The sequence below is a fragment of the Geomicrobium sp. JCM 19037 genome, from assembly GCF_000698105.1.
In the GTDB taxonomy this organism is placed as follows: domain Bacteria; phylum Bacillota; class Bacilli; order Bacillales; family Marinococcaceae; genus Geomicrobium_A.
In genome coordinates this window covers 1-26162 of sequence record NZ_BAWZ01000040.1, presented here as the reverse complement: position 1 = coordinate 26162, position 26162 = coordinate 1, and the positions used below count along the sequence as shown (strand labels likewise).

33 protein-coding genes, 1 tRNA gene, 3 pseudogenes and 1 riboswitch are annotated in these 26162 nt (G+C 43.2%); of the genes and pseudogenes, 29 read left to right on the top strand and 8 right to left on the bottom strand.

The window, feature by feature from the left end; genetic code table 11:
* Positions 1–6 precede the first annotated feature (6 nt).
* From JCM19037_RS18275 to JCM19037_RS18195, 18 genes and pseudogenes are all read left to right on the top strand, one after another.
* Positions 7–702 (top strand): hypothetical protein, encoded by a 696-nt coding sequence (locus tag JCM19037_RS18275; RefSeq protein WP_152549139.1) that lies wholly within the window; start codon positions 7–9, stop codon positions 700–702.
* 12 nt (positions 703–714) lie between these two features.
* Entirely contained in the window at positions 715–1272 is a 558-nt protein-coding gene (locus JCM19037_RS18270; RefSeq protein ID WP_042403569.1) for a hypothetical protein, read from the top strand.
* Positions 1273–1326: 54 nt separating this feature from the next.
* Positions 1327–1539 carry a hypothetical protein gene (locus JCM19037_RS18265; RefSeq protein ID WP_042403567.1) on the top strand — a complete coding sequence of 71 codons (213 nt, stop codon included), beginning with the start codon at positions 1327–1329 and terminating at the stop codon, positions 1537–1539.
* Positions 1540–1594: 55 nt separating this feature from the next.
* A pseudogene (locus tag JCM19037_RS18260) lies at positions 1595–2539 on the top strand (replicative DNA helicase); the annotation flags it as partial.
* 119 nt (positions 2540–2658) lie between these two features.
* Positions 2659–2823, top strand: a complete 165-nt coding sequence (locus JCM19037_RS28790; protein WP_255357944.1) for a hypothetical protein — start codon at positions 2659–2661, stop codon at positions 2821–2823.
* Positions 2810–3058: a hypothetical protein gene (locus tag JCM19037_RS18255; protein ID WP_042403566.1), complete on the top strand. Its 249-nt coding sequence runs from the start codon at positions 2810–2812 to the stop codon at positions 3056–3058. Before JCM19037_RS28790 ends, JCM19037_RS18255 begins: the two co-directional genes overlap by 14 nt.
* Before the next feature lie 171 nt (positions 3059–3229).
* Complete coding sequence (locus tag JCM19037_RS18250) at positions 3230–3754, top strand: hypothetical protein (protein WP_042403564.1); 525 nt, start codon at positions 3230–3232, stop codon at positions 3752–3754.
* Between the two features lie 52 nt (positions 3755–3806).
* Complete coding sequence (locus JCM19037_RS18245; protein WP_052364046.1) at positions 3807–4313, top strand: hypothetical protein; 507 nt, start codon at positions 3807–3809, stop codon at positions 4311–4313.
* A 141-nt stretch (positions 4314–4454) separates the two neighbouring features.
* Positions 4455–4616 (top strand): hypothetical protein, encoded by a 162-nt coding sequence (locus JCM19037_RS26020; protein WP_193744807.1) that lies wholly within the window; start codon positions 4455–4457, stop codon positions 4614–4616.
* Between the two features lie 171 nt (positions 4617–4787).
* Complete coding sequence (locus tag JCM19037_RS18240) at positions 4788–5069, top strand: hypothetical protein (protein ID WP_042403559.1); 282 nt, start codon at positions 4788–4790, stop codon at positions 5067–5069.
* Between the two features lie 167 nt (positions 5070–5236).
* Positions 5237–5425: a DUF1140 family protein gene (locus tag JCM19037_RS25265; RefSeq protein ID WP_152549138.1), complete on the top strand. Its 189-nt coding sequence runs from the start codon at positions 5237–5239 to the stop codon at positions 5423–5425.
* Between the two features lie 8 nt (positions 5426–5433).
* Positions 5434–6906 (top strand): annotated as a pseudogene (locus JCM19037_RS18230) (DNA cytosine methyltransferase).
* Between the two features lie 342 nt (positions 6907–7248).
* Complete coding sequence (locus tag JCM19037_RS30320) at positions 7249–7575, top strand: YopX family protein (protein WP_042403555.1); 327 nt, start codon at positions 7249–7251, stop codon at positions 7573–7575.
* A 304-nt stretch (positions 7576–7879) separates the two neighbouring features.
* Entirely contained in the window at positions 7880–8299 is a 420-nt protein-coding gene (locus tag JCM19037_RS18210; RefSeq protein ID WP_052364045.1) for a hypothetical protein, read from the top strand.
* Positions 8300–8432: 133 nt separating this feature from the next.
* The gene (locus JCM19037_RS18205) at positions 8433–8873 is read left to right on the top strand and encodes an ArpU family phage packaging/lysis transcriptional regulator (protein WP_042403551.1); all 441 of its coding nucleotides are present in this window, start codon (positions 8433–8435) and stop codon (positions 8871–8873) included.
* 10 nt (positions 8874–8883) lie between these two features.
* Complete coding sequence (locus JCM19037_RS18200) at positions 8884–9075, top strand: helix-turn-helix domain-containing protein (RefSeq protein ID WP_042403550.1); 192 nt, start codon at positions 8884–8886, stop codon at positions 9073–9075.
* Between the two features lie 162 nt (positions 9076–9237).
* On the top strand, positions 9238–9408 hold the full coding sequence (locus JCM19037_RS29610; protein ID WP_307189871.1) for an Arm DNA-binding domain-containing protein: 171 nt from the start codon (positions 9238–9240) through the stop codon (positions 9406–9408).
* A gap of 29 nt (positions 9409–9437) precedes the next feature.
* Entirely contained in the window at positions 9438–10355 is a 918-nt protein-coding gene (locus tag JCM19037_RS18195) for a site-specific integrase (RefSeq protein WP_307189870.1), read from the top strand.
* Positions 10356–10473: 118 nt separating this feature from the next.
* On the opposite strand, the gene JCM19037_RS18190 is transcribed toward JCM19037_RS18195, so the two are convergent.
* Positions 10474–10549 (bottom strand) — tRNA-Val (locus JCM19037_RS18190).
* 141 nt (positions 10550–10690) lie between these two features.
* Between JCM19037_RS18190 and JCM19037_RS18185 the strand changes: the two genes are divergently transcribed.
* The 3 genes from JCM19037_RS18185 to JCM19037_RS18175 all read left to right on the top strand — a co-directional run bounded on the left by JCM19037_RS18185 (position 10691) and on the right by JCM19037_RS18175 (position 12892).
* Positions 10691–11833: an amidohydrolase gene (locus JCM19037_RS18185; RefSeq protein ID WP_042403548.1), complete on the top strand. Its 1143-nt coding sequence runs from the start codon at positions 10691–10693 to the stop codon at positions 11831–11833.
* A gap of 123 nt (positions 11834–11956) precedes the next feature.
* Positions 11957–12556, top strand: coding sequence for a superoxide dismutase family protein (locus tag JCM19037_RS18180; protein WP_238544803.1), 600 nt, complete (start codon positions 11957–11959; stop codon positions 12554–12556).
* Between the two features lie 90 nt (positions 12557–12646).
* Complete coding sequence (locus JCM19037_RS18175; protein ID WP_042403544.1) at positions 12647–12892, top strand: hypothetical protein; 246 nt, start codon at positions 12647–12649, stop codon at positions 12890–12892.
* A 42-nt stretch (positions 12893–12934) separates the two neighbouring features.
* Here JCM19037_RS18175 and JCM19037_RS24630 read toward each other — a convergent pair whose 3' ends face one another.
* The 5 genes from JCM19037_RS24630 to JCM19037_RS18155 all read right to left on the bottom strand — a co-directional run bounded on the left by JCM19037_RS24630 (position 12935) and on the right by JCM19037_RS18155 (position 15639).
* Positions 12935–13105 (bottom strand): CsbD family protein, encoded by a 171-nt coding sequence (locus JCM19037_RS24630; RefSeq protein WP_081829423.1) that lies wholly within the window; start codon positions 13103–13105, stop codon positions 12935–12937.
* A 74-nt stretch (positions 13106–13179) separates the two neighbouring features.
* A complete protein-coding gene (locus JCM19037_RS18170; RefSeq protein ID WP_042403542.1) occupies positions 13180–13497 on the bottom strand; it encodes a metal-sensing transcriptional repressor in 318 nt (105 codons plus the stop codon).
* A 109-nt stretch (positions 13498–13606) separates the two neighbouring features.
* Entirely contained in the window at positions 13607–14191 is a 585-nt protein-coding gene (locus JCM19037_RS18165) for an ABC transporter permease (RefSeq protein ID WP_255357946.1), read from the bottom strand.
* Positions 14192–14207: 16 nt separating this feature from the next.
* A complete protein-coding gene (locus tag JCM19037_RS18160) occupies positions 14208–14729 on the bottom strand; it encodes an ABC transporter permease (protein WP_042403540.1) in 522 nt (173 codons plus the stop codon).
* Between the two features lie 34 nt (positions 14730–14763).
* A complete protein-coding gene (locus JCM19037_RS18155) occupies positions 14764–15639 on the bottom strand; it encodes an ABC transporter ATP-binding protein (protein ID WP_052364043.1) in 876 nt (291 codons plus the stop codon).
* Between the two features lie 414 nt (positions 15640–16053).
* Between JCM19037_RS18155 and copZ the strand changes: the two genes are divergently transcribed.
* Together copZ and JCM19037_RS18145 are read left to right on the top strand one after the other, a co-directional pair.
* Positions 16054–16257, top strand: a complete 204-nt coding sequence (gene copZ / locus JCM19037_RS18150) for a copper chaperone CopZ (RefSeq protein WP_042403538.1) — start codon at positions 16054–16056, stop codon at positions 16255–16257.
* A gap of 170 nt (positions 16258–16427) precedes the next feature.
* On the top strand, positions 16428–16949 hold the full coding sequence (locus JCM19037_RS18145; protein ID WP_042403536.1) for a cyclase family protein: 522 nt from the start codon (positions 16428–16430) through the stop codon (positions 16947–16949).
* Here JCM19037_RS18145 and uvsE read toward each other — a convergent pair.
* On the bottom strand, positions 16939–17898 hold the full coding sequence (gene uvsE / locus JCM19037_RS18140) for a UV DNA damage repair endonuclease UvsE (protein WP_042403534.1): 960 nt from the start codon (positions 17896–17898) through the stop codon (positions 16939–16941). The two genes, JCM19037_RS18145 and uvsE, sit on opposite strands and share 11 nt — an antisense overlap.
* A 126-nt stretch (positions 17899–18024) precedes the next feature.
* A riboswitch (FMN riboswitch) is annotated at positions 18025–18169 on the top strand.
* Positions 18170–18360: 191 nt separating this feature from the next.
* Here uvsE and JCM19037_RS30315 point away from each other — a divergent pair.
* The 6 genes and pseudogenes from JCM19037_RS30315 (at position 18361) to JCM19037_RS28775 (ending at position 24651) form a co-directional block, all read left to right on the top strand.
* A pseudogene (locus tag JCM19037_RS30315) lies at positions 18361–18965 on the top strand (ECF transporter S component).
* Between the two features lie 108 nt (positions 18966–19073).
* Positions 19074–19745: a response regulator transcription factor gene (locus tag JCM19037_RS18130; RefSeq protein WP_042403532.1), complete on the top strand. Its 672-nt coding sequence runs from the start codon at positions 19074–19076 to the stop codon at positions 19743–19745.
* On the top strand, positions 19745–21115 hold the full coding sequence (locus tag JCM19037_RS18125) for a cell wall metabolism sensor histidine kinase WalK (RefSeq protein ID WP_052364040.1): 1371 nt from the start codon (positions 19745–19747) through the stop codon (positions 21113–21115). The genes JCM19037_RS18130 and JCM19037_RS18125 overlap by 1 nt, the downstream gene beginning before the upstream one ends.
* A 127-nt stretch (positions 21116–21242) precedes the next feature.
* A complete protein-coding gene (locus tag JCM19037_RS28785) occupies positions 21243–23078 on the top strand; it encodes an efflux RND transporter permease subunit (RefSeq protein WP_255357943.1) in 1836 nt (611 codons plus the stop codon).
* A gap of 5 nt (positions 23079–23083) precedes the next feature.
* The gene (locus tag JCM19037_RS28780) at positions 23084–23815 is read left to right on the top strand and encodes an efflux RND transporter permease subunit (RefSeq protein ID WP_255357942.1); all 732 of its coding nucleotides are present in this window, start codon (positions 23084–23086) and stop codon (positions 23813–23815) included.
* Entirely contained in the window at positions 23815–24651 is an 837-nt protein-coding gene (locus JCM19037_RS28775; protein WP_255357941.1) for an efflux RND transporter permease subunit, read from the top strand. Before JCM19037_RS28780 ends, JCM19037_RS28775 begins: the two co-directional genes overlap by 1 nt.
* Positions 24652–24984: 333 nt before the next feature.
* Here the strand turns inward: JCM19037_RS28775 and JCM19037_RS18115 are convergent, their stop codons facing one another.
* A complete protein-coding gene (locus JCM19037_RS18115) occupies positions 24985–25791 on the bottom strand; it encodes a GAF domain-containing protein (protein WP_042403530.1) in 807 nt (268 codons plus the stop codon).
* Between the last annotated feature and the right edge of the window lie 371 nt (positions 25792–26162).

The following is a 26162-nucleotide window of genomic DNA, read 5'->3' as shown; positions in this document are numbered from 1 at the left end:
ATTCTAGTGAATATTAAAGGTAGCCCCGTGATTATGAAAGGCTCAGAGCACGAAGCTCGTAAAGTAAAGGGGAAAACGCCAGGAGTTATAGGTATGATCCCCGATTTCCAAATTATATCGGGACAAAACATGGGCGATATCGTTACGCATATGGACGCTATCGTAATTGAAGAATCGTATTCAAAGGATGAATATGACAACATCGTTAAGGATAACGAGGATTTATTAAAGAAACTGTCAGATCAAGCGCAGGACAAAAGCGAGCTTACAACTGATTACAACAAAATCAAGGCTGACTGTGACGATCTTGTTCTTGAAAATACCCGTCTCAAATCGGAAATGGCTGAGACGGAACAGTATTATCTCAAAAAGTTAGATACTCAGAAGCTCGTACTACCTGATGATGTTTGCTCAGAAATTCAAGCATTGCTAGATGATGGTGCTTTTAGGACGAGCATTGTTGCCGGAGCTGTTCCGAAAGAAATGAATAGGGCTATTGTTCGGTTCGTACAAAGAAGCAAAGAAGACCGAGATCTCTTGTTCGATGCTTTAAGTAAAGGTTTTATTTCTGAATCCGAAGACCGCAAAAACGTGGCTCAAGACTGGTATGACAAAGCCGTTGTTAGCAACAATCAAGCTGCAATTGAATTAGCCCAAGGTATGGCAAAAGACCTCGGGATCACCCTGAAAAAGTCGTCATAGGAAGTGAGGTGAATGCAGGGGTATATCAAAGACTTTCGTAAAGAGCTCAACAGCGATATATGGCAGATGCCGCCCCTGTATTACAAGGTGTGGCAGTGGCTGAAATATATGGCGAGTCATAAAGATACGCATGTACCGATGAGGGACGGAAGTAAAATGCCACTAAAAAAAGGGCAGCTACTAACGTCTCTTACCAATATATCAAACGGTGTTGGCCATAAGTACAACAATGCTTTCATCAAACCCGACACCCGCACGATAAAACGTATTTTAGAGTGGATTGAATCGAACGAAATGATTGTCATTGAGAAGGGTAGAAAAGGCCGTCAATATCATCTCATTACAATCAAGAATTGGGAGGCTTATCAGATAGAAGAAAAGCCTCCTCCTGTTGAAGATACGAAGTCAGTTTCTCAGCCTAAAAATAAAAAGGATCCCAAGCCTCAGTATGACAAGGAAAACACGTACTACAAGATGGCATCTTACTTCAAAAGTCGTATAGATGAGATGGCAAAGTCTGAAGGTCTTGGAGAGATCACCAAACGTTCCAACATGCAAACTTGCAGATGACATGCGAAAGCTCGTAGAGATCGACGGGCTGATAAGCGGACCGTAAAAGACGTTATGGATTGGGTTGTAACGGATGAATTTTGGAAGGCGAATGTTCAGTCTGGGGAAAAGCTTCGAAAGCAGTTCTCAAAGCTCGCAATTAAGATGAAGCAGGAAAAGCAACCGGTACAAAAGAAAGCGCCCGCCGATCCACGAGACATTGAAATTGCTCGTAACAAATGGATAGCTGAAGGGGGAGATCCACGTGAATTTAAGTACGACAGATAATGCAATACAAGCTGAGCAGTCGGTTTTAGGAGCCGTATTTATAGACCCGCAAGTCATGGACGACATCACCTTTTTAGAGTCTCGCGATTTTCTAACTGACCAGCACCAAAAAATCTATGAAGTTATGAAATATCTGGATAGCCGGAGCAAACCTATAGACCTCACAACGGTAACAGCTGAGTACCAAAAGTACGGACGTATGGATGAGAGCGGCGGTGTGTCTTATCTGACAGATTTGGCGGGTTCAGTTCCATCTACAGCTAACACCATTCATTATGCCCGCATCGTGCGCTCAGCGGCTCACAAGCGCAGAGGGGCAGACATCGGAGCTCAAATTATAGCCTTAACGGACCAAGATTTTGAGAGCGATGAGGATTACTTTTCCGCAGCTGAATCACTTGTTCAGCAAATGCGCCCGATCGAGGAGGGCCGCATGAAAAACTTTGCTGAAACAAGAGACGATTATATGATCTATCTTCAAAAAGATGCATTAGGTGACTTCATCAAGACCGGCTTTAATAAATTCGATGCCTGGTCAAACGGTATTGCTCGTGGTTGGCTGTTTGTCTCTGCTGGGCGACCTTCTGTAGGTAAAACAGCAATGCTCCTACAACGGGTATACGGCGTGGCTAAACAAGATGCGGGGCCCGTGCTTATTTACTCGCAGGAAATGGGCGAGAACCAGCTAAAAGACCGTATTGTTTCAGCAGTAACGGGTATCCCTCTTAACCGGATAAAGAACAAAAATCTTGAGTCATATGACCTTCAGAAAATCAGCGACTTGTACGATGAGCTTGAAAAGTTGCCGATTTTTATCCAAGACAGCGCCGGCGTTTCGATGGATACGGTGAGAGCAACCGCTAAGCGTTTTAAACGCAAGCACGGCAAAGTGGCTATGATCGCCGTAGACTACCTGCAAATCATGTCCATTCCACAAGCAAAAGGCGAGCTCAGGACGACAGCAATCGGTAAGGTGACATCAGCTGCTAAACAACTAGCTCGTGACATTGACTGTTGCTTCATGATGCTATCTCAGATGACTAGGGACAGTGATAAAACAAAGGTAAACCTCAGTTATCTGACCTCAAGGAATCATCTTCAATTGAGCAGGATGCGGACGTGGTTGAGTTCCTTTGGCGTGATGACAACGACACTCACATTGCTGGACCCGTCGTGCAACAGTTCATCGCAAAAGGACGAGATGTAGGTATTAATGAGTTCCGCTTGTTATTCGAAGGCTACATCCAAAAATTCACGGAGTTGCGTGCAAATGAAGAAGATTGAAACGGATGAACAACGTGAGAAAGCACTCGCTTTTCTTGTGGAGACAGCGGATGAACTCGAGCACCCACTATTGCCGGAAGAAGAGCGGGCAAAAAAGCACAAGCTATTTGACTATGTATCTGAACAAATTCAAGTTTATAACCGAAAATTTTATGCAGGCTTAGATTTCCCACCGGATGAGCCTGTTCAACCAAATATAGAGCCGGAACCACAAAGGGACTGGCTCGGAATGTGAGGCTATTATGAATTCTTTCATTGAACAGATAAATGCATGCCAAACAATGGACGAGCTAAACAAACTTAGAGATCCACTTGTTGAAGCTGGTAAGAAAGATTCAGACCTCTTTTTCATATCACAGAAAGCTTTTCGCAAGAAGAAAGCAGAACTACAGCAGGGATCAGTCCAATGAGATTTCTCGGTATAGATCCATCAACCAAAACAGGATTTGTCGCTCTATCTGGCACTGGTCAAATCATCAAAGCCAAAGAGCTCACGGGGATTGGTGACAAAGACCCTAAGCGGATGCGTACCATGATTCATGACGTAGCAGCACACATGCAGCCTAACGATCACGTTGGTATTGAGGGCTTTGGCTTTGCATCACAACAGGCGGTGCAAAACGGCGGCATTGGTTGGGGTATCCGTATGATGCTCGATGCTAAAGGGTTTAATTATCTGGACATTGCCCCTAACACCGTTAAAAAGTATGTACACGTTACAGGTTGGGTTGGAGAAAAAGGCAATAAACAACGTATCTCTGGACCGCACAAAAAGAAAGCCGTCATTAAAGCAATCAAGACGCACTACAACCTCACATTTCCTTCAGACAACGTAGCTGATGCCTTCTTGATCGCTCGCATAACTTTGGATTTGTGGAAAGCTAAAAACGGCTATAAGCAGACGTTGCTACCGTACCAGCAGGAGGTATAGACTCGTTTCTTAATCCTAAAAAACCGAAAAACAAACGCAAGAAGGTGAAAGCGTGAGCGAATCATACGGCAAGGATAGCAGGGCTAGACGTGCTGAAAACACTAATAATAAATCTGACTTTAATTCTGATGTGAAGACATCTCAATGGACGCCTGAGCAGATGCGAGCGCATATGCAAAATTTAAAGGGAGGAAAACCCATGAAAAAGGAACTAACTATCGACCGGTACCGTCAACACAAAGAAGACGATGGCATGCCAGATCATAAGATTATGAAAGAGTACGGCCTTAATCAACCTGAGCTTACAAATTGGAAAAGAAAGAATGGGTTGAAAGGGATGTCCAATTACTCAGTATCGAGCAAGAAACCTTCACTACAAGAGACCGCAGAGATACTAGCAGCGGAAGAACCAAAAGCTGATGTTGAATTCAAAAGTGACGAAGATCCTCCTAATCACGATCTTCTCGAAGAATACCAAAAAGCAATTGTGGCTTTGAAAGAAGAACTTGATCAGCTTCGTGCTCAACGAACAGAAGACCAGTCAACAATAGAAAGTTAGAAGAACAATTTGAGGACATTAGGAGAAACGTTCAACAGGACCGGGAATTTATCACAAGAAAAATGGATGAAGCCAAGCGTTATAAAAGTCTTTATTTAGCCACTGCTGAAAGCCTTCGCCAACATCTTCCGGAGGTGCGCTATGAGCCAGTTACGTAAAGCTTTAATCATCCAGGAGATGCACAGTCAGCAATTGTATTTATCGAGAGATGGCCGGTTGTTTCATGAGCTGTCGTTAAATGAATTGGAAACTGAGCGGGTGCGTGTGCCGGAGTTGATGGAGTTAGGGGGAGTTGCAAATTGAAACATGAAACCTGGTTCACTAAAGCTCTGGATCACTTACCCCCAAAAAGTTATATCCATTGTAATTATTCATTCTCGGTTAAACGAGGCATGCATTTCATTGCTAGAAAATATTGGAATGGTCCTTACTGTCCAAAATGTGGGACTAGACTTAGATAAGGTGGCGTGAAAAATGACCAAGGAAGAAGCAATCCAAAAAGCGCTCGAAATGGGCGCAGATATTGATATAACACTTGAGGCTGAAACCGAAGCGGAAGCTTGGGTAAAAGCTAAGGCATTCAGTAACTTCAGAAACGGTCATTTTTATAAGGATGAAAGCGAGGACGGATCCACCAAGTGGCTTGATTTTGACACTGAACAAGACTTGGAAATCACGATATTTTTTGACGAAGATGATGACGATGACGGAGAACGAGCTAACAAATCTGACTCACCTCATTATGCTTCTTACTAAGGGCGACACGGAGTGATGGCAATGAGCCACAAACGAATTTCACTAAGCGTTATGCTTCTACGATCCTAAAAAAGATCGTGATTGAAATACAAGCAAATCAGAAGAGGAAAAGATCGAGCCACGGATAAAAAATTGGCAACGGCTGAGTCAGCAAGCGCTGTAAGAACATGCGTCATTGGAGAGCGGCAGGAGATATGGAGTTTTTTCATGCTGAGACTGAGAAGGGCTTCAGTGACTTGAAAGATCTTGATGATCTGACGGGTTGGAGTGGCAATTTGCATCAGAGTCGGTTCAGTTTCATTGAAGAAAAATATGCTGCCATTTTAGACGAGTATCTTGAGCGTTATGGGAGGTGAGCGGATTGATCAGAGAAACTTCATTGTTCCGTGAGATCATAGTTGACAATTTTGCTGGCGGTGGTGGAGCTTCCTCGGGCATTGAGCAAGCGACTGGACTTAATGTGGACGTGGCTATTAATCATGACATTGGGGCTATTTCCATGCACAAGGTAAACCATCCCCACACTGAGCACTATTGTGAATCGGTTTGGGATGTAGATCCAGTAGAAGTGGTTAGAGGAAGAAAGGTTGGGTTGTGTTGGCTTTCTCCCGATTGTAAGCATTTTTCAAAAGCCAAAGGTGGAAAACCATTAAACAAAACTATTCGTGGGCTTGCTTGGATTGCTCATAGATGGGCAGCAAAAGTAAGACCGAGAGTTATAATTCTTGAAAATGTAGAGGAGTTTCAGACATGGGGACCTCTCGCAGAAGACGGGAAACCAATTGTTGATAAGAAAGGCAGTATATACAATTCGTTCGTTAGGCAATTAGAAAAGAAGGGATACGAAGTTGATTGGAGAGTATTAAGAGCTTGTGACTACGGTGCTCCAACTATCAGAAAAAGGTTCTTTTTAATCGCTCGTTGCATGGCAAACCAATTATCTGGCCAGATCCAACACATGGCGATCCTCAAAGTTCAGCGGTAAGTCATAGGAGTTTGAAGCCTTGGAGATCAGCTGCAGAAATTATAGATTGGTCCTTGCCTTGTCCTTCAATATTTGAACGCAAGAGACCACTTGCTGAGAATACAATGCGAAGAATTGCGAAAGGAATTAAGCGTTTTGTGGTCGATAATCCTGAACCATTTATTACTACTTCTAAAAATGAGGTCGCGCTGGTTTCACCGTTTTTAACAAGCTATTACACAGAGACTGTATCTAATGAAGTACGTGGTCTAGATGTTAACGGACCACTACACACAATCAGCACGGCAAATCGTTTTTCATTAGTGGCTACATTCTTGGCAAAACATTTTGGCGGTATGACTGGTACTGAGATTACAAACCATTGCCTACAATCACAGCTCGCGGTACACAAACGCAACTGGTGACCAGTCACCTCTCCATTTTGAGAAATAATCAATATGGACAATCACTTGATGAACCTTTACCAACAATTACTGCCGGGGGAAATCATGTAGCAGAAGTTCGGTCATTCTTAATAAAATATTACGGTCAAGGTGTCGGCAGGATCTTAATATCCCGTTGCATACCATTTCAACGAAAGATCGTTTTGGCTTGGTCAATGTTGCCGGTGAAGAATATCAAATTACTGATATAGGCATGAGAATGTTGCAACCACACGAGCTATTTGCGGCACAAGGTTTTCCCAGCGATTACATCATCGATCGAGATTGCGAGGGAAAACCTTTCCCAAAAACACACCAAGTAGCAAGGTGCGGTAACTCTGTTCCCCCGCCTTTTGCAAAAGCACTAGTTGAAGCAAACTTACCTGAACTTTGTGATGTAAATAGAGAAATTGAGATTGCTATTTCTTAAAGGAGGCGGCAAGCGATGAGTGAGCAACTGTATCAAACGACCGACTTTGCTTATATTGCCAAGGAGAGACGCATAAAACTGTTTGCTGGCGATGTGATCAAGATATGCAAAAGAGTAAGCGACAGGTGACAAAGATATTATTGATTAAAGACCATCGTAAAAGGATCGAAGGGCGATGAGTAGGGATTATAAATTCATGGTCTACGATAAAGGCACTAATACAACACACATCGTAGGTGAGGATCGACACGATAGCTTGCACGTAATAGATGGAGTGGTTGAGTATTACAACCTCCAAAATGGTGAGGGAAGCGGTGAGGACGGTGAATATATACTGATGCAATGCACCGGCTCAAAGATATAGAGCAATTTGAAGAACCAAAAGATCTATACACTGGCTACATTGTTAGAATGCACCAATTTTTGTTTGATGGTACTGAGTATGAAAATGAAATTACAGGCGTTTTGGAGTATGAGGAAGAACTAGCCTGCGTTTGTTTAACCAAGATGCAACAAAAGGATATTCAAAAGCACATGGGATACGAGGATGATCAAGATGGATTTGAGGGAGAGAAAGTCCCTGTCTGTAATTTCCACGGGCTACATGAATGCAGTTGGACTTATCTAGGCAACATCTACGAGCATCCCCATTTGTTGGAGGCTGAGTAGGAATGAATAAACTTCTTGGCATTCTCCTCAATGTAATCAATCCGCTGTTGTTGGCTGTACTGGTGGTTATCTTTATCTACAAAAACCACATCACCGTAACTTTGGATTTGCATCTATTTACAACGATCGTTGTGTTGTTGTTACTAAGTATGTATGGAGCAATATCCTTTAGATTGAAAGGATGGCACTAAATGAATAGAAAACCAGATCCACATGAAAACATTGATTTTTACAATGCTTATGCTGAGGCGATCGAGGAAGAGAATCATCGGACTACAATTTAAGCTTAGGACGGAGCCATACCATGCCAAAAAAATCACTCAATTTATTGTTTAAATCTCAACAAAAAGATGACAAAAAAGAAGTGCTCAAATTTGAATTGCACGGGGATGAGGAGAACACCAATGACCTACATCTTCTAGCCGGCGAAATGGTCAATTTTGAAATTAATAATTGCGATGCAGGCATGACGACCGCTGAGTTTGTATCCATTCAAAAGGACTCCAAAAAGACCGTCCTCAAGTTCGCCATTAAAGGTGACAGCGACGAGAAAGCACGTCAGCTATACGCCTTTGCAGGACATGATGTGACGCTGATCATTGAGCCTGCTCAAACAAGCCTGGAGGACTTCGAGCCACCTCATGAGGCATCGAATATAGCGTGTCTGAAGACGGAACTGCCTCGGTTAAAAAGGAAGATGATGGCTATGAGCAGACATCGCTAGAAAACACATTGAGTCCAGAGGAAGAAGATGCTTTAAATGAGTCAGATGAAGACGATGAAGATAAGGGCAAGAAGAAAGACACGGTGCTCCATCTGACGACGATTTGCCGTTTTAAATAAGGGGATGAGTGACTATGATATTTGAGCTTCCAGAGCTGGATCGCAAACAGACTAAAACAGCCGTACAAGCAGCTCTCGAAAAGTACAGGCTGTACAAGTATCTTTCTTTCGATGAGCGTGAGGCGTCAATCACAGCATCTTCAGAGGTTAGATATCACGGTCCCACTAATGAAACGAGTGATCAGACAGGGGATATTGCGGCTTATAACGCAGACAAACAGCGTGAACGTGATCAGTATTGCGAGAGGATCGAACGGGCAGTCAAACGACTGCCCTCTCTCGAGAGGTTTTTGATCGAAAAGCGTTACATGGTCAATGACTCGGAGTACAAAACAGATCAAGCAATTTACAACTTTGAGTTTCAACCACCAATCAGCCAAGGGACTTATCAAAAATTACGTTGGAAAGCATTCTACAAACTAGCTTTAAATCTCAACATACAAGTGGAAAAATGAGGTGAAAACAATGAGCAAATCGTTGACTGAGTACCCAGAAGTCATGGAGCCGAAGCACGTTCAAGAATTTTTAAATATAGGAGAAAAGCAGACCTATGAATTACTCAACTCAGAACCTAAACCATTTCATTATATTAGGGTAGGTCGGCGTATAAAAATCTCAAAAGATGCATTTGAAAAATGGTTCACAGGCACTCCATGACGGGGTGCTTTTTTATAAAGTAAACGCTAATTAGTTTGAGAATTGGAGAGAAACGGGTTATATTCAAATGGACATTGAGTGTGACAGACAGTTACAGAAAGAACCGTTATTCCCCATAATTCTCTGGCTTTTTAGCATTCAAAATCATTAGGAGGTTTTGTAATGCCGGTTTACAAAAACGAAAAGGCAAAGGGAAATAAGTGGTATTATTCCTTAAACTACAAGGAGAACGGGAAGTTTAAATCAACAACAAAAAGGGGGTTTAAGACCAAGAAGGAAGCTGAGGCCGCTCTGGTGGAAATCCAAGATCAGATCAATAAGGCATGTACGTAGAGCCTACAAAGATGCTCTATTCGGAGTTCATGGATACTTGGCTAAGTGATAAAAAAACGTATATAAAAACCAACACATTAGAGACGTACACGTATTTAGTGAATCGTTTCATTATACCTGCACTAGGCAGTATCCAATTACGCAAAATGACACCTAGAGATATCCAGGGCTTTTACAACGATTTAAAGAGCACTCAGAGGCTGTCAGACGAGAATATAAGAAAGATACACACCTTAATCAATGACTCGCTCACTAAAGCCATGAAGTGGGAGTTGACTACCAAGAACCCTGCTTTTCTTGTGGATCCACCGAAGGTAGTTAAGAGGGAGATTGAGGTTTGGGATGAAGATGAAATTCATCGATTTCTTAAAGTGGCCAAAGGATATCGTTACTATCAAGTGTACCTCTTAGCGCTAACATCAGGCATGAGACAGGGGGAAATTCTTGGGCTTCGTTTCAAGGATATTGACGAGGATAACAGCACATTGGCGGTTGTTCAGACGCTCTCTCATCAAGGCAAGGTATTGTCTGTAGGGGCTAAAACTTCAGCCGGAAACAGGCGTATTGCTTTAGATGATAAAACACTAAATAGCATTATAAAAGTGAAGCAAAAGTATAAACTTGAGAAGCTGGAAGCGGGTCCGCTTTACAATGATCATGATTTAGTATTCAGGACAACGATCGGAACGCCTGTTTCACCCAGGAACATCCTCAGAACGTTCTATACCATCATTGAAAAAGCTGGGGTCAAGAAGATAAGGTTTCATGATTTGAGGCATACACATGCTAGCTTGCTCCTTAAACAAGGAGTTAACCCTAAGATCGTATCTGAGAGACTCGGACATGCTAATGTGCGCATTACACTGGACACGTATAGTCATGTCTTGCCTAACCTGCAAAAGGATACGGCCGAGGAATTCGGAAGATTGTTCTATGGGACAAGCTAAAAGCTGATTCGTGTCAAATTCATGTCAAATGGGGTTTTAGGGTATGGAGCAATGGGAGAGTAACATTTGTAGGCAAAACAAAAACCTTCTGTATCAAGAGTTTGGTAGGTTATATTCATGGTGTCCCGTACTGGGCTCGAACCAGTGACCTCCACCCTGTCAAGGTGGCGCTCTCCCAACTGAGCTAACGGAACGTATAAGTAATGGCGACAACAATATTATAGGCTGATTTGTTCGTTTTTGTCAATAATATTTTGTTGTTTTTTTGCTATTGAGCATGATCGATGTCCAGATTTATCGTCTTTTGTTACACTGTTTGAAAGGAGTGGTCATAAGTGAAAGCTTTTTATAATGGAACAATCTTTAATGGAGACGGTGAAAAATACGAAGGGAAAGCGCTATTAATTGAAGACGGAAAAGTGAAACGAATTGTAAAAGAAGGGGACATTCCGTCTGAGGCGGAGAAAGTTGATGTTCGCGGCGGGTATATAACCCCTGGGTTTATTGATGTGCATACGCATCTAGGTGTAAGTGAAGAGGGGATCGGGCAAGCAGGGGCGGATTTCAACGAAACGAGCGACCCGGTCACGCCAGAAGTCCGCGCTCTTGATGGCCTCAATCCTTTAGAGGAAGGATTTCAAAATGCCATCCGGACGGGTGTAACGACGGTGCAAGTGTTGCCAGGAAGTGCGAATGTGATCGGTGGAGAAATGTGCACAGTGAAAACATCAGGAAGTATTGCTGATCACATGGCAATTGCCGCCCCGTCGGGTATGAAGGCGGCGTTTGGGGAAAACCCGAAACGTGTGTATGGTTCTCGTACGAAAAAGCCGATTACACGTATGGGCATTGCCTCAATCTTTCGTGAAGAAATGTATCGTACGAAAGAGTATATGGAAAAACGAAAAGCCGGGACGACAGATTTTAAGCTTGGTTATGAGCAGTTAGCGAAAGTATTGCGAAAAGAAATTCCATTCCGCATTCATGCGCACCGAGCAGATGACATTGTTACAGTCCTTCGATTAAAGAAGGAGTTTGATTTTGATTTAACGTTAGAACACGGGACGGAAGCCCATTTGATTGCTGATCATGTGGCGATGCATGATGTATCGGTGTCAGTTGGCCCAACGATGTCACCAAAATCAAAAATCGAAACGAGTCAAAAAAGTTGGCACACGCTAATGGAGCTTGAGATGAGAGGGGTTAATATTGCGATTACGACGGATCATCCTGTCATTGCTATTGAGCATTTGCTCGTAAGTGCATCAAAAGCAATCACTGCTGGGCTAAGTGAAAAGACAGCGATGAAAGCTGTTACATCAAATGCGGCTAAACATCTTGGTCTAGAGGATCGAATCGGTCACCTCGCTAGTGGGATGGACGCAGACTTTGCGATCTGGACAGGCCACCCGTTCCATTATGCATCCACGCATTTAAGCACATGGATTAATGGAGAAAAAATCGAACCTACTGTGTAAAGTCAACGATCCTACACCTATTTTTTGGAATGATCTTTCATGTATGAAAGAAGAAACATGTTGGCAAAGCTAGCATGTAAATAGAAAAGAGGTGTAGGAATTGAGAAGTATATGATCGTGGCAATGGTTGCGATTTTAGCTACCGGCTGTGCGCAAGACGAGCAAACCCCTGGCGAGGATGAAGTAGAAGAAGTCAATGCCGTTCAACATGAGAATACGCCGTTGAAACCGTCAGCGATGGCAGAAATTATAAATGTAAATCAAGACGTCATTGGCGAGGCGAATTTCTACCAAGACAGTCAAGGGAAGACGGTTGTCCATACGAAAGTCGAAGGGTTAGAGCCTGCAGGATTTCATGGGTTCCATATTCATGAAAAGGGTATTTGTGAAGCGGATGCGGCTGACGGTCCGTTTACGACAGCGGGTGGACATTACTCTCCTGAAGATGTTTCTCATGATCATCATGCTGGAGACATGCCATCCTTGTATGTGAATGAAGATGGCACTGCACAAGCGACATTTATGATGGACCGATTTGGTGCAGAAGAGTTAATTGATGCGGATGTTTCTGTGATGATTCATGAAGGTGCCGATAACTTTGCGAACATTCCTGACCGTTATCAATCTTCAGAGTCAGATGCACCGGGTGCGGATGAAGAAACGAAGAAGGCAGGAGACGCTGGAGACCGAATTGGTTGTGGGGTTGTTGTTGCACCAGAATAAGCAAAAAAGGATGCCGCTGTATGCGTCATCCTTTTTCTGGATAAAGAAACAAGCTCAAGGGAACGATAATCGTAAAACAGGAGGGATTTGATGACGACGCATTATGTATGCCCAGCATGCAAAACGAATAAAACACGTTTTCACATTATTGAACAGTCTCCGCATGCGGTGAAACTGAATCCACAAACGGGGGATGTAGTCGAAGAATACCAGCAATCAGAATTAGACCCGTTTCACCTGCCTTATAGTGGACCGAGCAACCGCATCCAATGTGGGGCATGTGGGTTAAATGAAGATGAGCGTCAATTCATAAGAACTGACCCCTCGGCCACATAGCAAAAAACGCAGATCGATTTAAGATCTGCGTTTTTTAATTCATTACGTATCTTTTAGTTTGCCTTTTGTTTCTTGGGCTGTACCTTTAACTTTATCGAATTTCCCTTTTGCTTGTAAATCAGGATCATTCGTTGCTTTGCCTGCGGCATCTTCTGCAGAACCTTTAATCTTGTTGCCGAGTCCCTTTAGACGATCTTTACTTCCTTTTCCCATTTTGAAGTCCTCCTCGTTGAAGGTTACTTCATATATACCCACCCGTTGTGCAAATGAAACCGTCTCGCCTGTACTTATTTGGCGTATTGCTGAATGACTTTCATCAGCTCATCGATGGATTCTTGTTCTTTGCCGTTTTGGATGTCGTGTACGACGCACGTTTTCGTATGATGTTCAAGTAACGAGTAGCCGACTTTCTTCAATGCGGCTTGAACAGCTGTAATCTGAACGAGGATGTCGACGCAATATCGATCATCTTCAACCATGTTCTGCAAGCCACGAATTTGACCTTCTACGCGACGCAGTCGTTTCAACAATCGTTCCTTATCGTCATTTGTGTGTGGAGAAACCGGTTTTTTGTCCGGCTGTTCGATCAGGGTATCCTCCTGCATTTTATGAACCCCCTTACATGTATCGTTCACTCTCTCTAGTATAGCCTAGCAATGCCATATACGCTATAGTCGTGTTTTCAGGGTTCCCGTCAATTTATTGAGCTATGCGCTAGTTTGCGTGTTTCACGTAACGCCCGTAGCTAAGCCAAGCGATAAATGCGCCAAGCATGCTAAACCCAAGAAGCATTGCAAGTGAGGGCCAAATGTCAACGATCGTAGCCCCGCGTGACATCACATCAAGAAATGCTTGATGCGCCCAGTATTGGGGTAACCCGACACTGATGGTTTGAATAAAGGACGGCATAAATTCTAAAGGCATCCATAATCCAGCCACAATCGCGCCGCCAAGAGCGATCACTTGTGTGAGTGCGATTCCCATATTCTCTGTACGTACAACAAGGCTAAGGCCAAGACCAAGACCTGTCGCAGTCAGGGCAAGGAGTAGGGAAACAGCGGTAATCGCGGGCACATTTCCAAGGGTGATATCGTACACAAAGTAACCGAAAAGGAGAAGAATGACGACTTGCAAAAAAACGATTGTTATAAAAGCGATCCACTTTCCTCCTAGGTATTGTAGCGGGGCAAGCGGTGTTGCTGCCAGCCGCGAAAGCATACCGGATCGTTGATCTTTAATAAATGAGGTGACCATTGAAATCATAATAAAGAAGGTGAACATGACGGCATAACCTGGGATAAGATGAGTGATTGCATCAACTCTCCACCTGAATCTTGTGCTTCATAAGAAATATCAAACGGTGGCGTGAAAAATTCAGCGACCATGGCAGCATCTTCCACTCCTCTTGTGCCAATGTGTACTGCTCTTCTGCTTGTAATCCGTATCGCAAATTTTCTAACATCGCAATCATTGGTGCAGCCACTTCTTCGCGCACTTGTTCGTAATATAAATGCGCGCTCCCGTCATTTGAGAAGCCTTCAGGAAGATGAAATAGCACATTCATCTGACCGGATTGAATTTGTTCTACACTGTTTGCGTAGCTCTCTTCTTTTACTAATTCGACGTTTTCAAGTGTGGAAATTTCTTGCAATAGTTCAGCAGATTCATCGCTTTGATCGGTGTCAACGTAATGCAATGTCAATTCTTGATCTGTTGTGTCTGATCCGAAAATCGATGCGAACACAACGATAAAGGCAATCGGGAGAAGTAATGTCCAAAAAATTAATCCTTTGTCTTTGAGGTTTTTCTTCATTTCCAGTACATACATTGGAATCATTACTGAGCGTCCCCCTCTCGCAGTGCAGTCCCAGTTAATTGAATAAAGATATCTTCCAGTTTTGGTTGCGATACTTCAAGCCGAGCAATCGGGATGTGATCTCGCTCAATTGGTGGGCCATCTTCTCTAACAGTTGCAATGGCTGTTCTGTAAGAATGCGATACCCGTTTCCTTTTTCCTCTACATGTTCAAATGGCTTCAATATGTCGGGTTGCTCAGATTGGAATTCAACATAGACCCCAGACTTGGCATGCTGATTGGCAATCTGGGAAAGAGAACCGCACGCAACCACTTCACCATGATCAATAAAGGCAACTCGATTGCAAAGCTGTTCGACTTCTTCCATGTAATGACTCGTATAAATGATCGTCTTGCCAAGACGTCTTAAACGATGAATAAGTGAATAGATATTGTAACGAGATTGGGGGTCAATTCCGACCGTTGGCTCATCCATAATGAGAACATCTGGGTCGTGCAAGAGTGCACAGCCGATGTTCAGTCTACGCTTCATCCCTCCAGAAAATGTAGATACAACGTCTTTTCTTTGATTCGTGAGGCTGATTTGTTCGAGAACAGCATCCATTCTTTCTCGTCTTTCTTTTCCTTTTAAATGATGGATTCGAGCGAAAAAGGTTAAGTTATCTTCAGCAGTGAGTGTTTCTTCTAAACAAATGTCTTGAGGTACGTATCCAATCATACTTTGACTCGTCTTTTGGAGCGGGCGTTCTTGAATCGTAATGCTCCCTCGGTCATGTTGCAAAATCGACGTTAATATTTTGATTAGTGTAGATTTCCCTGCACCATTAGGTCCAACAAGACCGAAGCAATCTCCTTGTTGAATATCAATGTCAATGGCTTGTAAGGCGTTTTTGTTCTTATATGATTTGGAAACTCCTGTTATTTGAATCATTGCTTATCTCCTCCAGCGCGTTGTTTATAGCTATAATGTATACTGAATAAAGACTCGCATTTACATGTTTTGCATAAGGCGCACGAGCGGATGACCAACATGTAGAAATGAGTGTATGAGGAGTTAAAAGCAGCAATAGCGTCATTACTCAGTACTACCGGGTTGCACGTCAGCGTCGAGACGATGAGAAACAGGAATTCATTCTTAATTAATCTCCGCTACAGAACGCATTGCGTCTATAAACGTTTGAAATGCTAAGTGAGGAGCATGAATCATCGTAAAACGAAATGTTATTTTCCGACTTCTCTATGTTAAGATTTTACTTGTAGGATATGTAGTAAATGTCCGAGAATCATCGGTTGAATGACGAACATTTCATGGAGATGGAGCAGTGTACGAAGGAGGTGGATCGCAATGAATACGACACTAAATGTAACAGGTATGTCTTGTGGGCACTGTGTGAAGGCAATTGAATCAAGTGTTGGGGAAATGAACGGTGTGGCGTCTGTCGTTGTACACCTTGACGAAAACAAAGTCGATGTAAATTTTAACGATAGCGAAGTAACATTGGATAAGATTAAAGAAGAAATTGAAGATCAAGGATATGACGTCGTGTAGTCTAATGATTTGAAACTCCCCAAACGTTCGTGTATAAACACACGTTTGGGGTTCTTTATTTTCTTTCGTTTTTGGCCGATAGGATAAATATATTGCATTGAAAGAAAACACGAACAACAAATGATCTTTAATAATCGATGGGATGACGAGATGATCCAAAGGAGGAAAAAATGAAAATCATTGATTTAACGGCACCGATTGAATCAGGAATGAGTGTTTACCCTGGCGATCCGGAAGTAAACCTAGACGTTGCGACGACAATTGAGCAGCAAGGATTCGAAGTCCGTCGTTTAAGTTTAGGATCTCATACAGGCACTCATGTGGATGCGTTCTCGCACATGCATGCCGGAAAGCACACGATTGATCAGATCCCTCTTACGACTTTCGTGCACGCTGCGGTTCTCGTTGATGATGTCCATCATCTTCCAGAGCGAACAGGGCTTGTTTTTCGACAAGACGTCGGCATCGAGGACTTTGATGCGATTGTAAAAGCCGCACCGCCGTTTGCCGCAGGTGAAATTGATGTTGACTTAGAAAAAGCGCTGTTAGGGCACGGGATTGTAACGTACACAAACCTTGTTAACTTAGGCCGTGTACCGGTCAGAAAGCCGTTTCTTTGGATAGGATTGCCACTGCATATTAAAGGCGGAGATGGTTCCCCGGTTCGTGCGGTGGCCGTCTTTAACGAATAACTATCGAGCCTCCTGTAACTTGATTCATGCCACGCTTTTTGGAGAGGCAATCAATGAGAGACAAACAAGCGCGATCTTTGGCTTTAGCTTCAATCATGAAATCCACATTTTCTCGAATGGTTTTCAAACCGTCGAGCAGCGGCTCGAGAAACGTTTCATCGACATAATCCGCGTGGCTCCGAAAAGCGGTTTTGCTTTTTGGCGAGGAAATATGAATCTTGGCGGGTTGAGAGGTGGATTCCCAAGTCGCAAAAACCCGAGGAAGTAGCTCTGTTAGTTCTTCTTCGTCGGTATGATTTGCCACGTAATGATGATAGTCAAACATCATCGGAATGCTGTGTTGCTCGGCGACAGCGAGTGTTTCCGTCGTCGTATACGTTTTATCGTCATTTTCAAGTGTGAGTTGTTTTAAGATGTGAGTGGGAACCTTCTTTATGTTGTTGTGAAACCGTTCGAGCGCTTTCTGTTTATCACCATAAGCGCCTCCAACGTGGATGTTAATTCGAATCTCTTTGTGTAAACCCATCGCTTTTGCGAGCTCGTAATGATAAACCAAATCTTCAACGGCTTTTTCAGTGACGTGATCACGATCACTCGTAAACAGGGTGAACTGATTTGGGTGAAAACTCGTTCGTAATTGATGGGTCTTAACAAGAGTGCCAATCTCTTTATATAAATGAGAAAAGGGCGTTATATAATCCCACTGTGTTTCAGGGTGTGTTGCAAGTGGGACGAGTGAAGAGGAGAACCGGTATAACGGAATTTCATGGGCAATTAAGTAATGTATAATCCGTTTCGTTCGTAATAAATTCATTTCGGTCACGTCATGCAATTTCTTTTTACCTTCTTTCTCGCCAAGCTGGCGATAACGAGAAAACGTAACTGTTTTTGCAGGTGATGCTTCATAAAGGTCAAGGGCATTGGCAACAAAACCAAAGCGGATGTGCATTATGGGCCTCCCAAAGTAGTGAATGGATGTCTCAAAAAGCATACCCATTGCGCGTAATCTTAAACATCGAGGACAAATGGTTGACGGTTTACGTATCATCGGATACACTAAGTTACATAATCTAATATAAATCTTCGGGGCAGGGTGAAATTCCCGACCGACGGTAAGTTACGCGCGTTGTAACAAGTCCGTGACCCACTTTATATTTTAAAGTGGTTGATCCGGTGTAATTCCGGAACCGACAGTATAGTCTGGATGGGAGAAGATTGCAGAGAAAGTCGTTCCTACTCGATGGGTAGCATGTTTATCATGCGGCCGATTTGTTTAGGTGAACGCTTTGTTATTGATCGCTCAAGCCCCTCGCAGTTTACTGTCGAGGGGCTTTTTTAATGAAAAACAACGAACATAACAAAGTGAACAACTCTGTTATCCCTTTTTTACCGGAGAAGGGAGGCAATTATTATGAACAACCAATCATCGAAAACGTTCCGAATGGTAAGCTATGCCATACTTGGTGCACTAGGTACCGCGTTTATGTTTCTAAGCTTTCCGTTGCCGTTTCTAACAGCTACACCGTTTTTAAGCATTGATTTTAGTGAAATTCCTGTGTTGTTAGCGGCCATTCTGTTCTCGCCTGTTGCAGCATTGCCGTCGCAGGTATTAAAATCGCTCTTTATACACTATTTATGGGGGCGGGCGACCCGATCGGTATGGTGACGAACTTTACCGCAAGCTTAGCATTTGTGTTGCCGATTGCGTATATCTATCGTCGGTACCGGACGACGCGCAGCCTCGTTGTTGGCGTAGGTGTGGGCACATTTTCACTTACCGTTATTCTTAGCGTACTCAATTATTTTGTTTTCTTACCCGCTTACGTATGGCTTGTGGAAATGCCATTTACCCCTGAAATTATGATGACAATGGTTCTCGCAGGGATATTGCCATTTAATCTAATGAAAGGCATTCTCGTCGGTGCGGTATTTGTTCCAGTATTTTTGAAACTATACCCACTTCTTCAAAAGCAAAAAATTGGTGCTGGTTTAAAGAAACAACCAGTAAATGAATAGAGATGAACCTTTCGCTTCATTGATTTATAATGAAGCGAAAGGTTTTTTTGTGATGTCATCCTCAGTTCATACACGAGGGGTATACTGCAGAGAAAGGGCGGTGAAAGTATGACAACCATTCTTGTCGCTGATGATGATGCGAACATACGAAGACTCATCCGTTTGTACTTAGAAAATGATCAATTCCGTGTAATCGAAGCATTAGATGGAGAAGAAGCGCTAGAAAAAATGAAGGAACAACCCGTTTCTTTAGCGATTATCGATGTGATGATGCCGAAAGTAAACGGATGGGAAGTGACGAGGTTCATTCGCCAATCTTATACATTGCCCATTCTCATCGTGACAGCAAAAGGCGAGTCAAGTGATAAAATCGAAGGATTTAACGCAGGGACCGATGATTATCTTGTTAAACCGTTTGATCCAGTAGAGCTCGTATTACGTGTCAAAGCATTACTAAACCGCTACGAGTTGTTCACTGCACAAGAAGTTCAAATTGGTCCGTACGTCATTCAAAAGGATAAACTTAAAGTGACGAGTGACAGGACGGAGGTCGCGTTAAAAAGAAAAGAATGCGAACTGCTGTTTCATCTTGCGAAATTCCCAGGCACGATTTTCACTCGAGATCAATTGATACAACTCATATGGGGACATGACTATGAAGGGGATGATCGAACGGTCGATGTGCATATTAAACGATTAAGGGAGAAAATTCGCCCGTTTGAAGGGCTATCGATTCGGACCATTCGAGGGTTGGGATATACGATGGAGGAGTATGGATAATGCTCATCTTATTTTTTCGAAGAAGCTTTCACGCGAGAATCGTCACGATGTTTATCGTCGTGCTGCTCATCAGTCTATGTGCCGCCTATATGTTTACATACGTCTTCTACCCAGAACATCATCGTTCTGAACAATCCCTTTCAACAGTTGAAGATGGCATCAATGCCTTGCTTCTTTCTGAAGAAGCAGCGTCGATCGCCGATTTAGAAGCGAATGCGAGGGAACATCAAGCAACATTGACTGTTTTGGATGAAGAGCAACAATTGCAATACAGAAGTGAAGCCGCACAACCCATATCAGACGCTTCCATCAACAATTTCTCATCTCTAAGTGAAGGTGAATCTTCTTTTGTTTTTAAAGGGACGGAAGAGTTGTTTGAGATTGCTATCGCGCGACCGATTAATGGAGAGTTGCATACGCTCGTCTATCAAGTTGATTTGTCAGCAGAATCACAAGCTGTTCGTGATATTATCATTGCTTCATTGCTCGTCGTATTTATTGTAGGTAGCATACTGTTTCTCATCGCTTCCACACCGATCGTCTCGCCGATTAACTTGCTATCAAAAGCAGCAAAAAAAATGGCAACTGGAGATTTTTCGGTTTACATTCAGAAAAAAAGGGAAGATGAAATTGGCGAGCTAGTGGACAATTTCAACTACATGTCCAAAGAGTTGCAAAAAGTGGAGAATATGCGACAAGAGTTCGTGAGTAATGTTTCTCACGAGTTTAAGGCGCCGATGACGACGATCAATGGATTCACTCAAGCGATTCGAGACGGGGTTGTGAAAGAAAATGAGCGGGAAGAGTACTTAGCGATTATTCAGTCGAGTACCCAACGTTTATCCCGGCTTAGTGATCACTTGCTGCAACTCGCTTCGTTAGAATCAGAACATCATCCACTGCAAATGACTTCATATGCTTTGGATGAGCAAATTCGTAGGGTGATTTTATCTACGCGCTTACTTTGGGAAGAGAAGCATATCGATATTCAAGTTGAGTTGCCTTCGATTACCATTGAGGCAGACCAAGATTTAATGGAACAAGTATGGATGAACTTGTTTACGAATGCGATTAAATTCTCGCACAGTCACGGCACTATATGGGTGAATGTCATTGTGCTTCCCCAACAGATCAAATTGGTTATCGAAGACGAAGGGATTGGGATCGCTGAAGAACACCTTTCTTATGTGTTTGACCGGTTTTATACGGTAGATGAAGCAAGAACGCCTGAAAAGAGTGGCAATGGTCTCGGACTTCCCCTCGTTCAACGAATTGTTGATGCACATGGATTTTCAATCAATGTTCAGAGCAAAATAAACGAAGGGTCGACGTTCACTGTGACGATCATGCCTTCCATAAGTTATGACTAATTTGTGACAACGGTAAGAATGTGAAGTTGGTTCATAATCAGTTCATCGTTCCGGTGTATGCTAATGAAGTGCATTTCCATACGTAAAAAATACATAAAAATTGATAGGGCATAGGGGTGGTTTACACATGACAAATTTCTCGATCAGACGTCCGGTTTTTACAATCGTCGTCATGATTTTGTTTTTAATTGTAGGTCTCGTTTCTTCTACGAGATTACCGCTACAATTAATTCCAGATATTGATCCTCCAGTAGCAGCGGTGATTGCATCGTATCCAGATGCAGGGCCAGAAGAAGTTCTAACCGAAGTAACTGAACCGTTAGAAGCGCAATTAGCGACGACAACGGGTTTAGATCTCATTCAGTCGAATACGACTGAAGGCACGTCAATGATTATTTTGCAGTTTGATTGGGAAACAGACATCGAAGATGTTGAACTGGACATCATGAATACGCTACGGCAGGTGAACTTGCCTGATAGTGTGGATGAACCGAGCTTTTTGCAATTTGACCCATCGATGTTCCCGATGATGCAACTTGCGGTCACATCAGGGGATGACATCATTGACTTTCAAGATGATGTGCTAGACCTTGAACAAGAACTGTTAAACATACCCGGTGTAGCAAGCGTTGATGAATCAGGTAGTCTAACAGAAATTGTAGAAGTGAACCTCGATCGTGAACTCATGGATGATAACAACGTCGCACAAGACGACATTAGTGGAGCCATTCAATCAAACAACGTTTCCATGCCTGGTGGTACTGTGCTCCAGGATGATCTGAGTTTAACGACAAGGGTCGTTAGCGAACTCACATCAGTGAATGACATTCGCGAGCTAGTCGTAGGTGTTGATCCAGAATCGGGCGATCAAATTACGATTGATGATGTCGGGGACGTAGACATTGTTACCGAAGATCAAACGGTCATTACAAGAGCCAACCAAGAAGATGCCATGATGTTATCGATCATGCAAGAATCTAGCGCCAATACGGCATCAACATCTGATGCAGTAAATGAGCGGTTGGACGAATTAATGAATGACAGTGATTTTGAAGACTTGAGTATTATCTCCTTATATGATGAAGGGGACTTTATAAACCAAGCGATTAACAGTGTACTTTCTGCACTCGTACTCGGTGGTGTGCTGGCGATGACAGTGTTGTTCTTCTTCCTAAGAAACTTGAAGACACCATTTATCATTGGCTTGGCCATACCTTTCTCGGTCATTGTTACATTTGCGTTTATGTTCTTTTTGGACATTGGATTAAACATCATGACGCTGGGGGGTCTTGCCCTAGGAATTGGTCTTGTTATTGATAACGCGATTGTTGTTATTGAGAACATTTATCGCCACCTATCCAAAGGTAAAGACGCAAAAGAGGCAGCGAGAGAAGGTACGAAAGAAGTGATGGGGGCGATTACAGCCTCAACGCTAACGACCATTTCTGTTTTCTTGCCAATCGTATTTATTACAGGCATTGTTGGAGACATTTTTGGTGAGCTAGCCTTAACTGTATCGTTTAGTTTATTGTCTTCGCTCCTCGTTGCGATTACGGTCGTTCCGATGGTTGCGAGCCGTGTATTAAAAGCACCTAAAGAAGACATTGAAGAAAAACGCCGCCAAGGCAAAACAATGAAATCACTTGAAAATATTACGCACTGGTCGCTCGGGCATCGCAAGTCTGTCATCGCGATTACGTTATTGCTTCTTTTTGGCGGTATTGGTGGACTGTTTACAGTCGGCACAGAGCTTCTCCCAGAAGCTGACCAATCGTCATTTAACGTCGATATTGAAATGGAATCTGGTACGAGTTTAGAGCGAACAGATGAAGCCGTAACGGCAATCGAAGATGTTTTGGATGACTACCAAGAAATCGACCATTACTCGGCCTCCATTGGAGGATCGTCAATGGATATGGTGGGGAAGGTGAATCTCATACTGCCCAAATCATCGTATCGATGATTCCGATGGATGAGCGATCAATGACGGATGCGGAGTTTGTGGAATCAATTACGCGTGAACTGGAACGTGCAGATGACGGTGTTGAAGAGTTGCGAGCCTATACAATGACCGCAGCGATGGGCGGGGAAGCCAATACGGTACCGTTTATCGTGTCTCACTCAGAGCGTAGCGAGTTGTATGATTTCGCAGAAGAGCTACAAGATGAGTTGCTCGATTACTCCATCATTCAAGAAGTACAACTAAGTATTGAAGATACGGTGCCAGAAATTCTTATCGAAGTCGATGATGAGGCAGCACTTGACAACGGTCTAACACCAGCAGAAGTTGCGACACAAGTCAATGAGGCGACCCAAGGCGAGACCGTTGCAACTGTCCAAATTCCTGATGATGATGAAGAAGAGGATACAAATGGCACGACAACGACGTATGAAGTTGTCGTTGGTCTCGATGCAAGTTTTACCGATTCAATAGATGAACTTGAAGTCTTAACGATTAGAAATAACGAAGGTGAAACGGTAAACCTCAATGATATTGCCGAGATCACTGAAGGAGAAAGCCCTGCAGCCGTTCAACGAGCGGACCAAGAAGAAGCCGTTGAATTTACAGTCGGTTATACGACTGCTGCTGTACTCAGTGATGTGTCAGATGCGATTGTATCGTCTGTTGATGAAGTTGAGTTGCCAGATGGAGCAAACTTCTCCTTTGGCGGAGAGCAAGAAATCCTTGATGATGCATGATGAGCATGGTTCTTGCGCTTGTGCTTGCGGTTACCTTCATTTATCTCATTATGGCTGCACAATTTGAATCATTTAAGTTGCCATTTATTATGATGCTAACGGTTCCTCTCGTTATTATCGGGGTTGCAATTGCTCTTACAGCAACGCAAACCGCTATCGGAATTACGACCTTTATCGGTGTAATCATTCTCGTAGGTATTGCAGTAAACAACGGAATTGTCATGCTTGACTTCGTGAATCAACAGAAGCGAAAAGGGTTGTCTACCTACGATGCGCTCGTTGAATCTGTGAAGTTAAGAACACGACCGATTGTGATGACATCTGTCACTGCAATTCTAGGTATGGTGCCGATTGCGATTGGTATGGGTGAAGGTGCAGAAATGCAGCAGCCAATGGCGATTGCTGTAATTGGTGGTCTCATTAGTAGTACAGTGCTTACACTCGTGTTTATTCCGGTCATGTACAGCTTGTTTGATAAAGAAACACGCTCACGCCGGACGCCATATGTAGTTGTGAGTGACTACGATGAATCAGGTGAAGAGCGACGCATGTATTTACCCGCACACGAAGCAGGGCGTCCTTCAACGTACAAGTCGACACAAGCAGAGGACATTGAAGAAGTCGATGATGAAAAAGCGCCGGCTGATCCGGAGCCTAGAGACGCTGAAGACCGACACGAAGAAATGACAGAAGAACAGAACGAAGAGTACCAAGAAGAAGAGAAACAAGAGAATAACACGTCCACAGACCGTGAGACGAATGATTTAAGTAAAGATGAACTGCTCGACCTTCTTGAGTCGATTGTCAAACGCAACAAAAACGACAATGAAAAATAAAAAAACTGAGCAGTTTGGTAAGAGGACCGCCAGATTCCACACGTTGGAGTCTGGCGGTTTTTTAATGAGTAAGTGGAAGGTATTAGATTGCACACGTTGGATTAAAAAAGCACGCCCGCCCAACTTGGACGAACGTGTGATATCGGAAATGACAATTTACAGTCGCTTTAACAGTTGTCTTTTTGCCTCCGAATAATCGGAAGTGGATGCTTTGGCTGCGGCCTGTCTTTGCGTTCTCAGCCATTTGTGATAATGGGATTCAGATAGAATGCCACGCTTTTTTGCCGATCGCGCTGCGGCTTTTTTTAGCAGTTCTTTTCCTGACAAATTGCATCAACCTCCCTTGCTTCTATCGTATTCTGTCTCATTTAATTGTTGATCGACAAATTGATTATCAAGCGTCTGACTATATTCAATGAATGCCAGCTCAATAAATCTGCTATATAGTGCGGCAATTGGAATCACTTCTTTTTGAAACGACGTCTGGGCATCGATGGTTAACACTCCCCATTCGGATAAAGGGAAGCAAAGAAGCGCTTTGGAATCCACTCTTAGCATCTCGGTTGGGTAATAATCAACATCCGCGTAAATGTTCTGGACGTGTTCTCTTCTTTTTTTGCGAAAACAACGTCCGGCAATCGTTTCATGAATGGGAAGTTGGTCGTTTTGATCGCCTTCATCAAAACGGGTGTTACCTGCAAATAGCACGAGCCGATCAATTTCTTCTTCTTCAATCCATATAGCGCAGTAATGTTCTTCGCCTGGTTTGAACTTAATATCGGTACTTAGTGTGTTCACGAGTTGAATCATTAAGCTTTCGTACGCTTCTAATCGTTCAGTGACGGGTAACTCTTGTTCCTTTAAGTTGGACAGAGACGCAAGAAATCGCTCTGCGTTTTGCATCGCATGTGTCGTTTGCAGCGAGATGTCTTTTTGTAAGGAAGCTTCGGTTTTGGATGTAAACAATTCTTGTTGAATTTTTTGGAATCCTAATTCTTTATCAATTTTCTCCGTATACTTCATCGCGGCGCGTCCGATTAATACAAAAAGAACGAGCACACCCGCAATGATGAGAAAACCAGTCACTCCGTATACCCAGTCCGGCTGATGTTCGAAGAGAACACGTAACACTTCTGTCATTTGCAGCACCTGCATTCCTTCATTAATACAATGTAATTCACGTTAAGAGGAATTATGCACAGTAGTTTTATTTTTTGCGATCCAGTGAAACTACCCAATTTCATAGACGTCTCCCTCTTTTTTGTCGATAGCTAGGTTATGTCATTACAACGAATGTGAGAGTTGACATAGGATTTAATGTAAGACAATTTATGAGGAAAAAAGGAGAGTTTGAAATGTCATATAATCATTGGGACTATCTGTTTGGCTGTGGCGGTAACCGAGGTGGCCGCAACCGACGGGGCAAGCGTTTTGAGTGCGAGTGTAGAGAAGTACGTGACAGAGGTCGCGGATGTGGATGTAAAGACAAGTATGACTATGATTACGACTAC

Excerpts from the sequence above, each read along its gene's own strand:
- JCM19037_RS18195 (WP_307189870.1), top strand. The coding sequence starts at position 9,438 with ATGGATACTTGGCTAAGTGATAAAAAAACGTATATAAAAACCAACACA.
- uvsE (WP_042403534.1), bottom strand. The coding sequence starts at position 17,898 with ATGCACATCCGCTTTGGTTTTGTTGCCAATGCCCTTGACCTTTATGAA.
- JCM19037_RS26020 (WP_193744807.1), top strand. The coding sequence starts at position 4,455 with ATGAGCCAGTTACGTAAAGCTTTAATCATCCAGGAGATGCACAGTCAG.
- JCM19037_RS28775 (WP_255357941.1), top strand. The coding sequence starts at position 23,815 with ATGAGCATGGTTCTTGCGCTTGTGCTTGCGGTTACCTTCATTTATCTC.
- JCM19037_RS28780 (WP_255357942.1), top strand. The coding sequence starts at position 23,084 with ATGGATGAGCGATCAATGACGGATGCGGAGTTTGTGGAATCAATTACG.
- JCM19037_RS18170 (WP_042403542.1), bottom strand. The coding sequence starts at position 13,497 with ATGCAGGAGGATACCCTGATCGAACAGCCGGACAAAAAACCGGTTTCT.
- JCM19037_RS18115 (WP_042403530.1), bottom strand. The coding sequence starts at position 25,791 with ATGACAGAAGTGTTACGTGTTCTCTTCGAACATCAGCCGGACTGGGTA.
- JCM19037_RS24630 (WP_081829423.1), bottom strand. The coding sequence starts at position 13,105 with ATGGGAAAAGGAAGTAAAGATCGTCTAAAGGGACTCGGCAACAAGATT.
- JCM19037_RS18180 (WP_238544803.1), top strand. The coding sequence starts at position 11,957 with ATGGTTGCGATTTTAGCTACCGGCTGTGCGCAAGACGAGCAAACCCCT.
- JCM19037_RS29610 (WP_307189871.1), top strand. The coding sequence starts at position 9,238 with ATGCCGGTTTACAAAAACGAAAAGGCAAAGGGAAATAAGTGGTATTAT.
- JCM19037_RS18175 (WP_042403544.1), top strand. The coding sequence starts at position 12,647 with ATGACGACGCATTATGTATGCCCAGCATGCAAAACGAATAAAACACGT.
- JCM19037_RS28785 (WP_255357943.1), top strand. The coding sequence starts at position 21,243 with ATGACAAATTTCTCGATCAGACGTCCGGTTTTTACAATCGTCGTCATG.
- JCM19037_RS18155 (WP_052364043.1), bottom strand. The coding sequence starts at position 15,639 with ATGATTCAAATAACAGGAGTTTCCAAATCATATAAGAACAAAAACGCC.
- JCM19037_RS18255 (WP_042403566.1), top strand. The coding sequence starts at position 2,810 with ATGAAGAAGATTGAAACGGATGAACAACGTGAGAAAGCACTCGCTTTT.
- copZ (WP_042403538.1), top strand. The coding sequence starts at position 16,054 with ATGAATACGACACTAAATGTAACAGGTATGTCTTGTGGGCACTGTGTG.
- JCM19037_RS18160 (WP_042403540.1), bottom strand. The coding sequence starts at position 14,729 with ATGATTCCAATGTATGTACTGGAAATGAAGAAAAACCTCAAAGACAAA.
- JCM19037_RS18210 (WP_052364045.1), top strand. The coding sequence starts at position 7,880 with ATGCCAAAAAAATCACTCAATTTATTGTTTAAATCTCAACAAAAAGAT.
- JCM19037_RS18270 (WP_042403569.1), top strand. The coding sequence starts at position 715 with ATGCAGGGGTATATCAAAGACTTTCGTAAAGAGCTCAACAGCGATATA.
- JCM19037_RS18240 (WP_042403559.1), top strand. The coding sequence starts at position 4,788 with ATGACCAAGGAAGAAGCAATCCAAAAAGCGCTCGAAATGGGCGCAGAT.
- JCM19037_RS18130 (WP_042403532.1), top strand. The coding sequence starts at position 19,074 with ATGACAACCATTCTTGTCGCTGATGATGATGCGAACATACGAAGACTC.
- JCM19037_RS18145 (WP_042403536.1), top strand. The coding sequence starts at position 16,428 with ATGAAAATCATTGATTTAACGGCACCGATTGAATCAGGAATGAGTGTT.
- JCM19037_RS18265 (WP_042403567.1), top strand. The coding sequence starts at position 1,327 with ATGGATTGGGTTGTAACGGATGAATTTTGGAAGGCGAATGTTCAGTCT.
- JCM19037_RS18200 (WP_042403550.1), top strand. The coding sequence starts at position 8,884 with ATGAGCAAATCGTTGACTGAGTACCCAGAAGTCATGGAGCCGAAGCAC.
- JCM19037_RS30320 (WP_042403555.1), top strand. The coding sequence starts at position 7,249 with ATGCACCGGCTCAAAGATATAGAGCAATTTGAAGAACCAAAAGATCTA.
- JCM19037_RS18205 (WP_042403551.1), top strand. The coding sequence starts at position 8,433 with ATGATATTTGAGCTTCCAGAGCTGGATCGCAAACAGACTAAAACAGCC.
- JCM19037_RS18250 (WP_042403564.1), top strand. The coding sequence starts at position 3,230 with ATGAGATTTCTCGGTATAGATCCATCAACCAAAACAGGATTTGTCGCT.
- JCM19037_RS25265 (WP_152549138.1), top strand. The coding sequence starts at position 5,237 with ATGCGTCATTGGAGAGCGGCAGGAGATATGGAGTTTTTTCATGCTGAG.
- JCM19037_RS18125 (WP_052364040.1), top strand. The coding sequence starts at position 19,745 with ATGCTCATCTTATTTTTTCGAAGAAGCTTTCACGCGAGAATCGTCACG.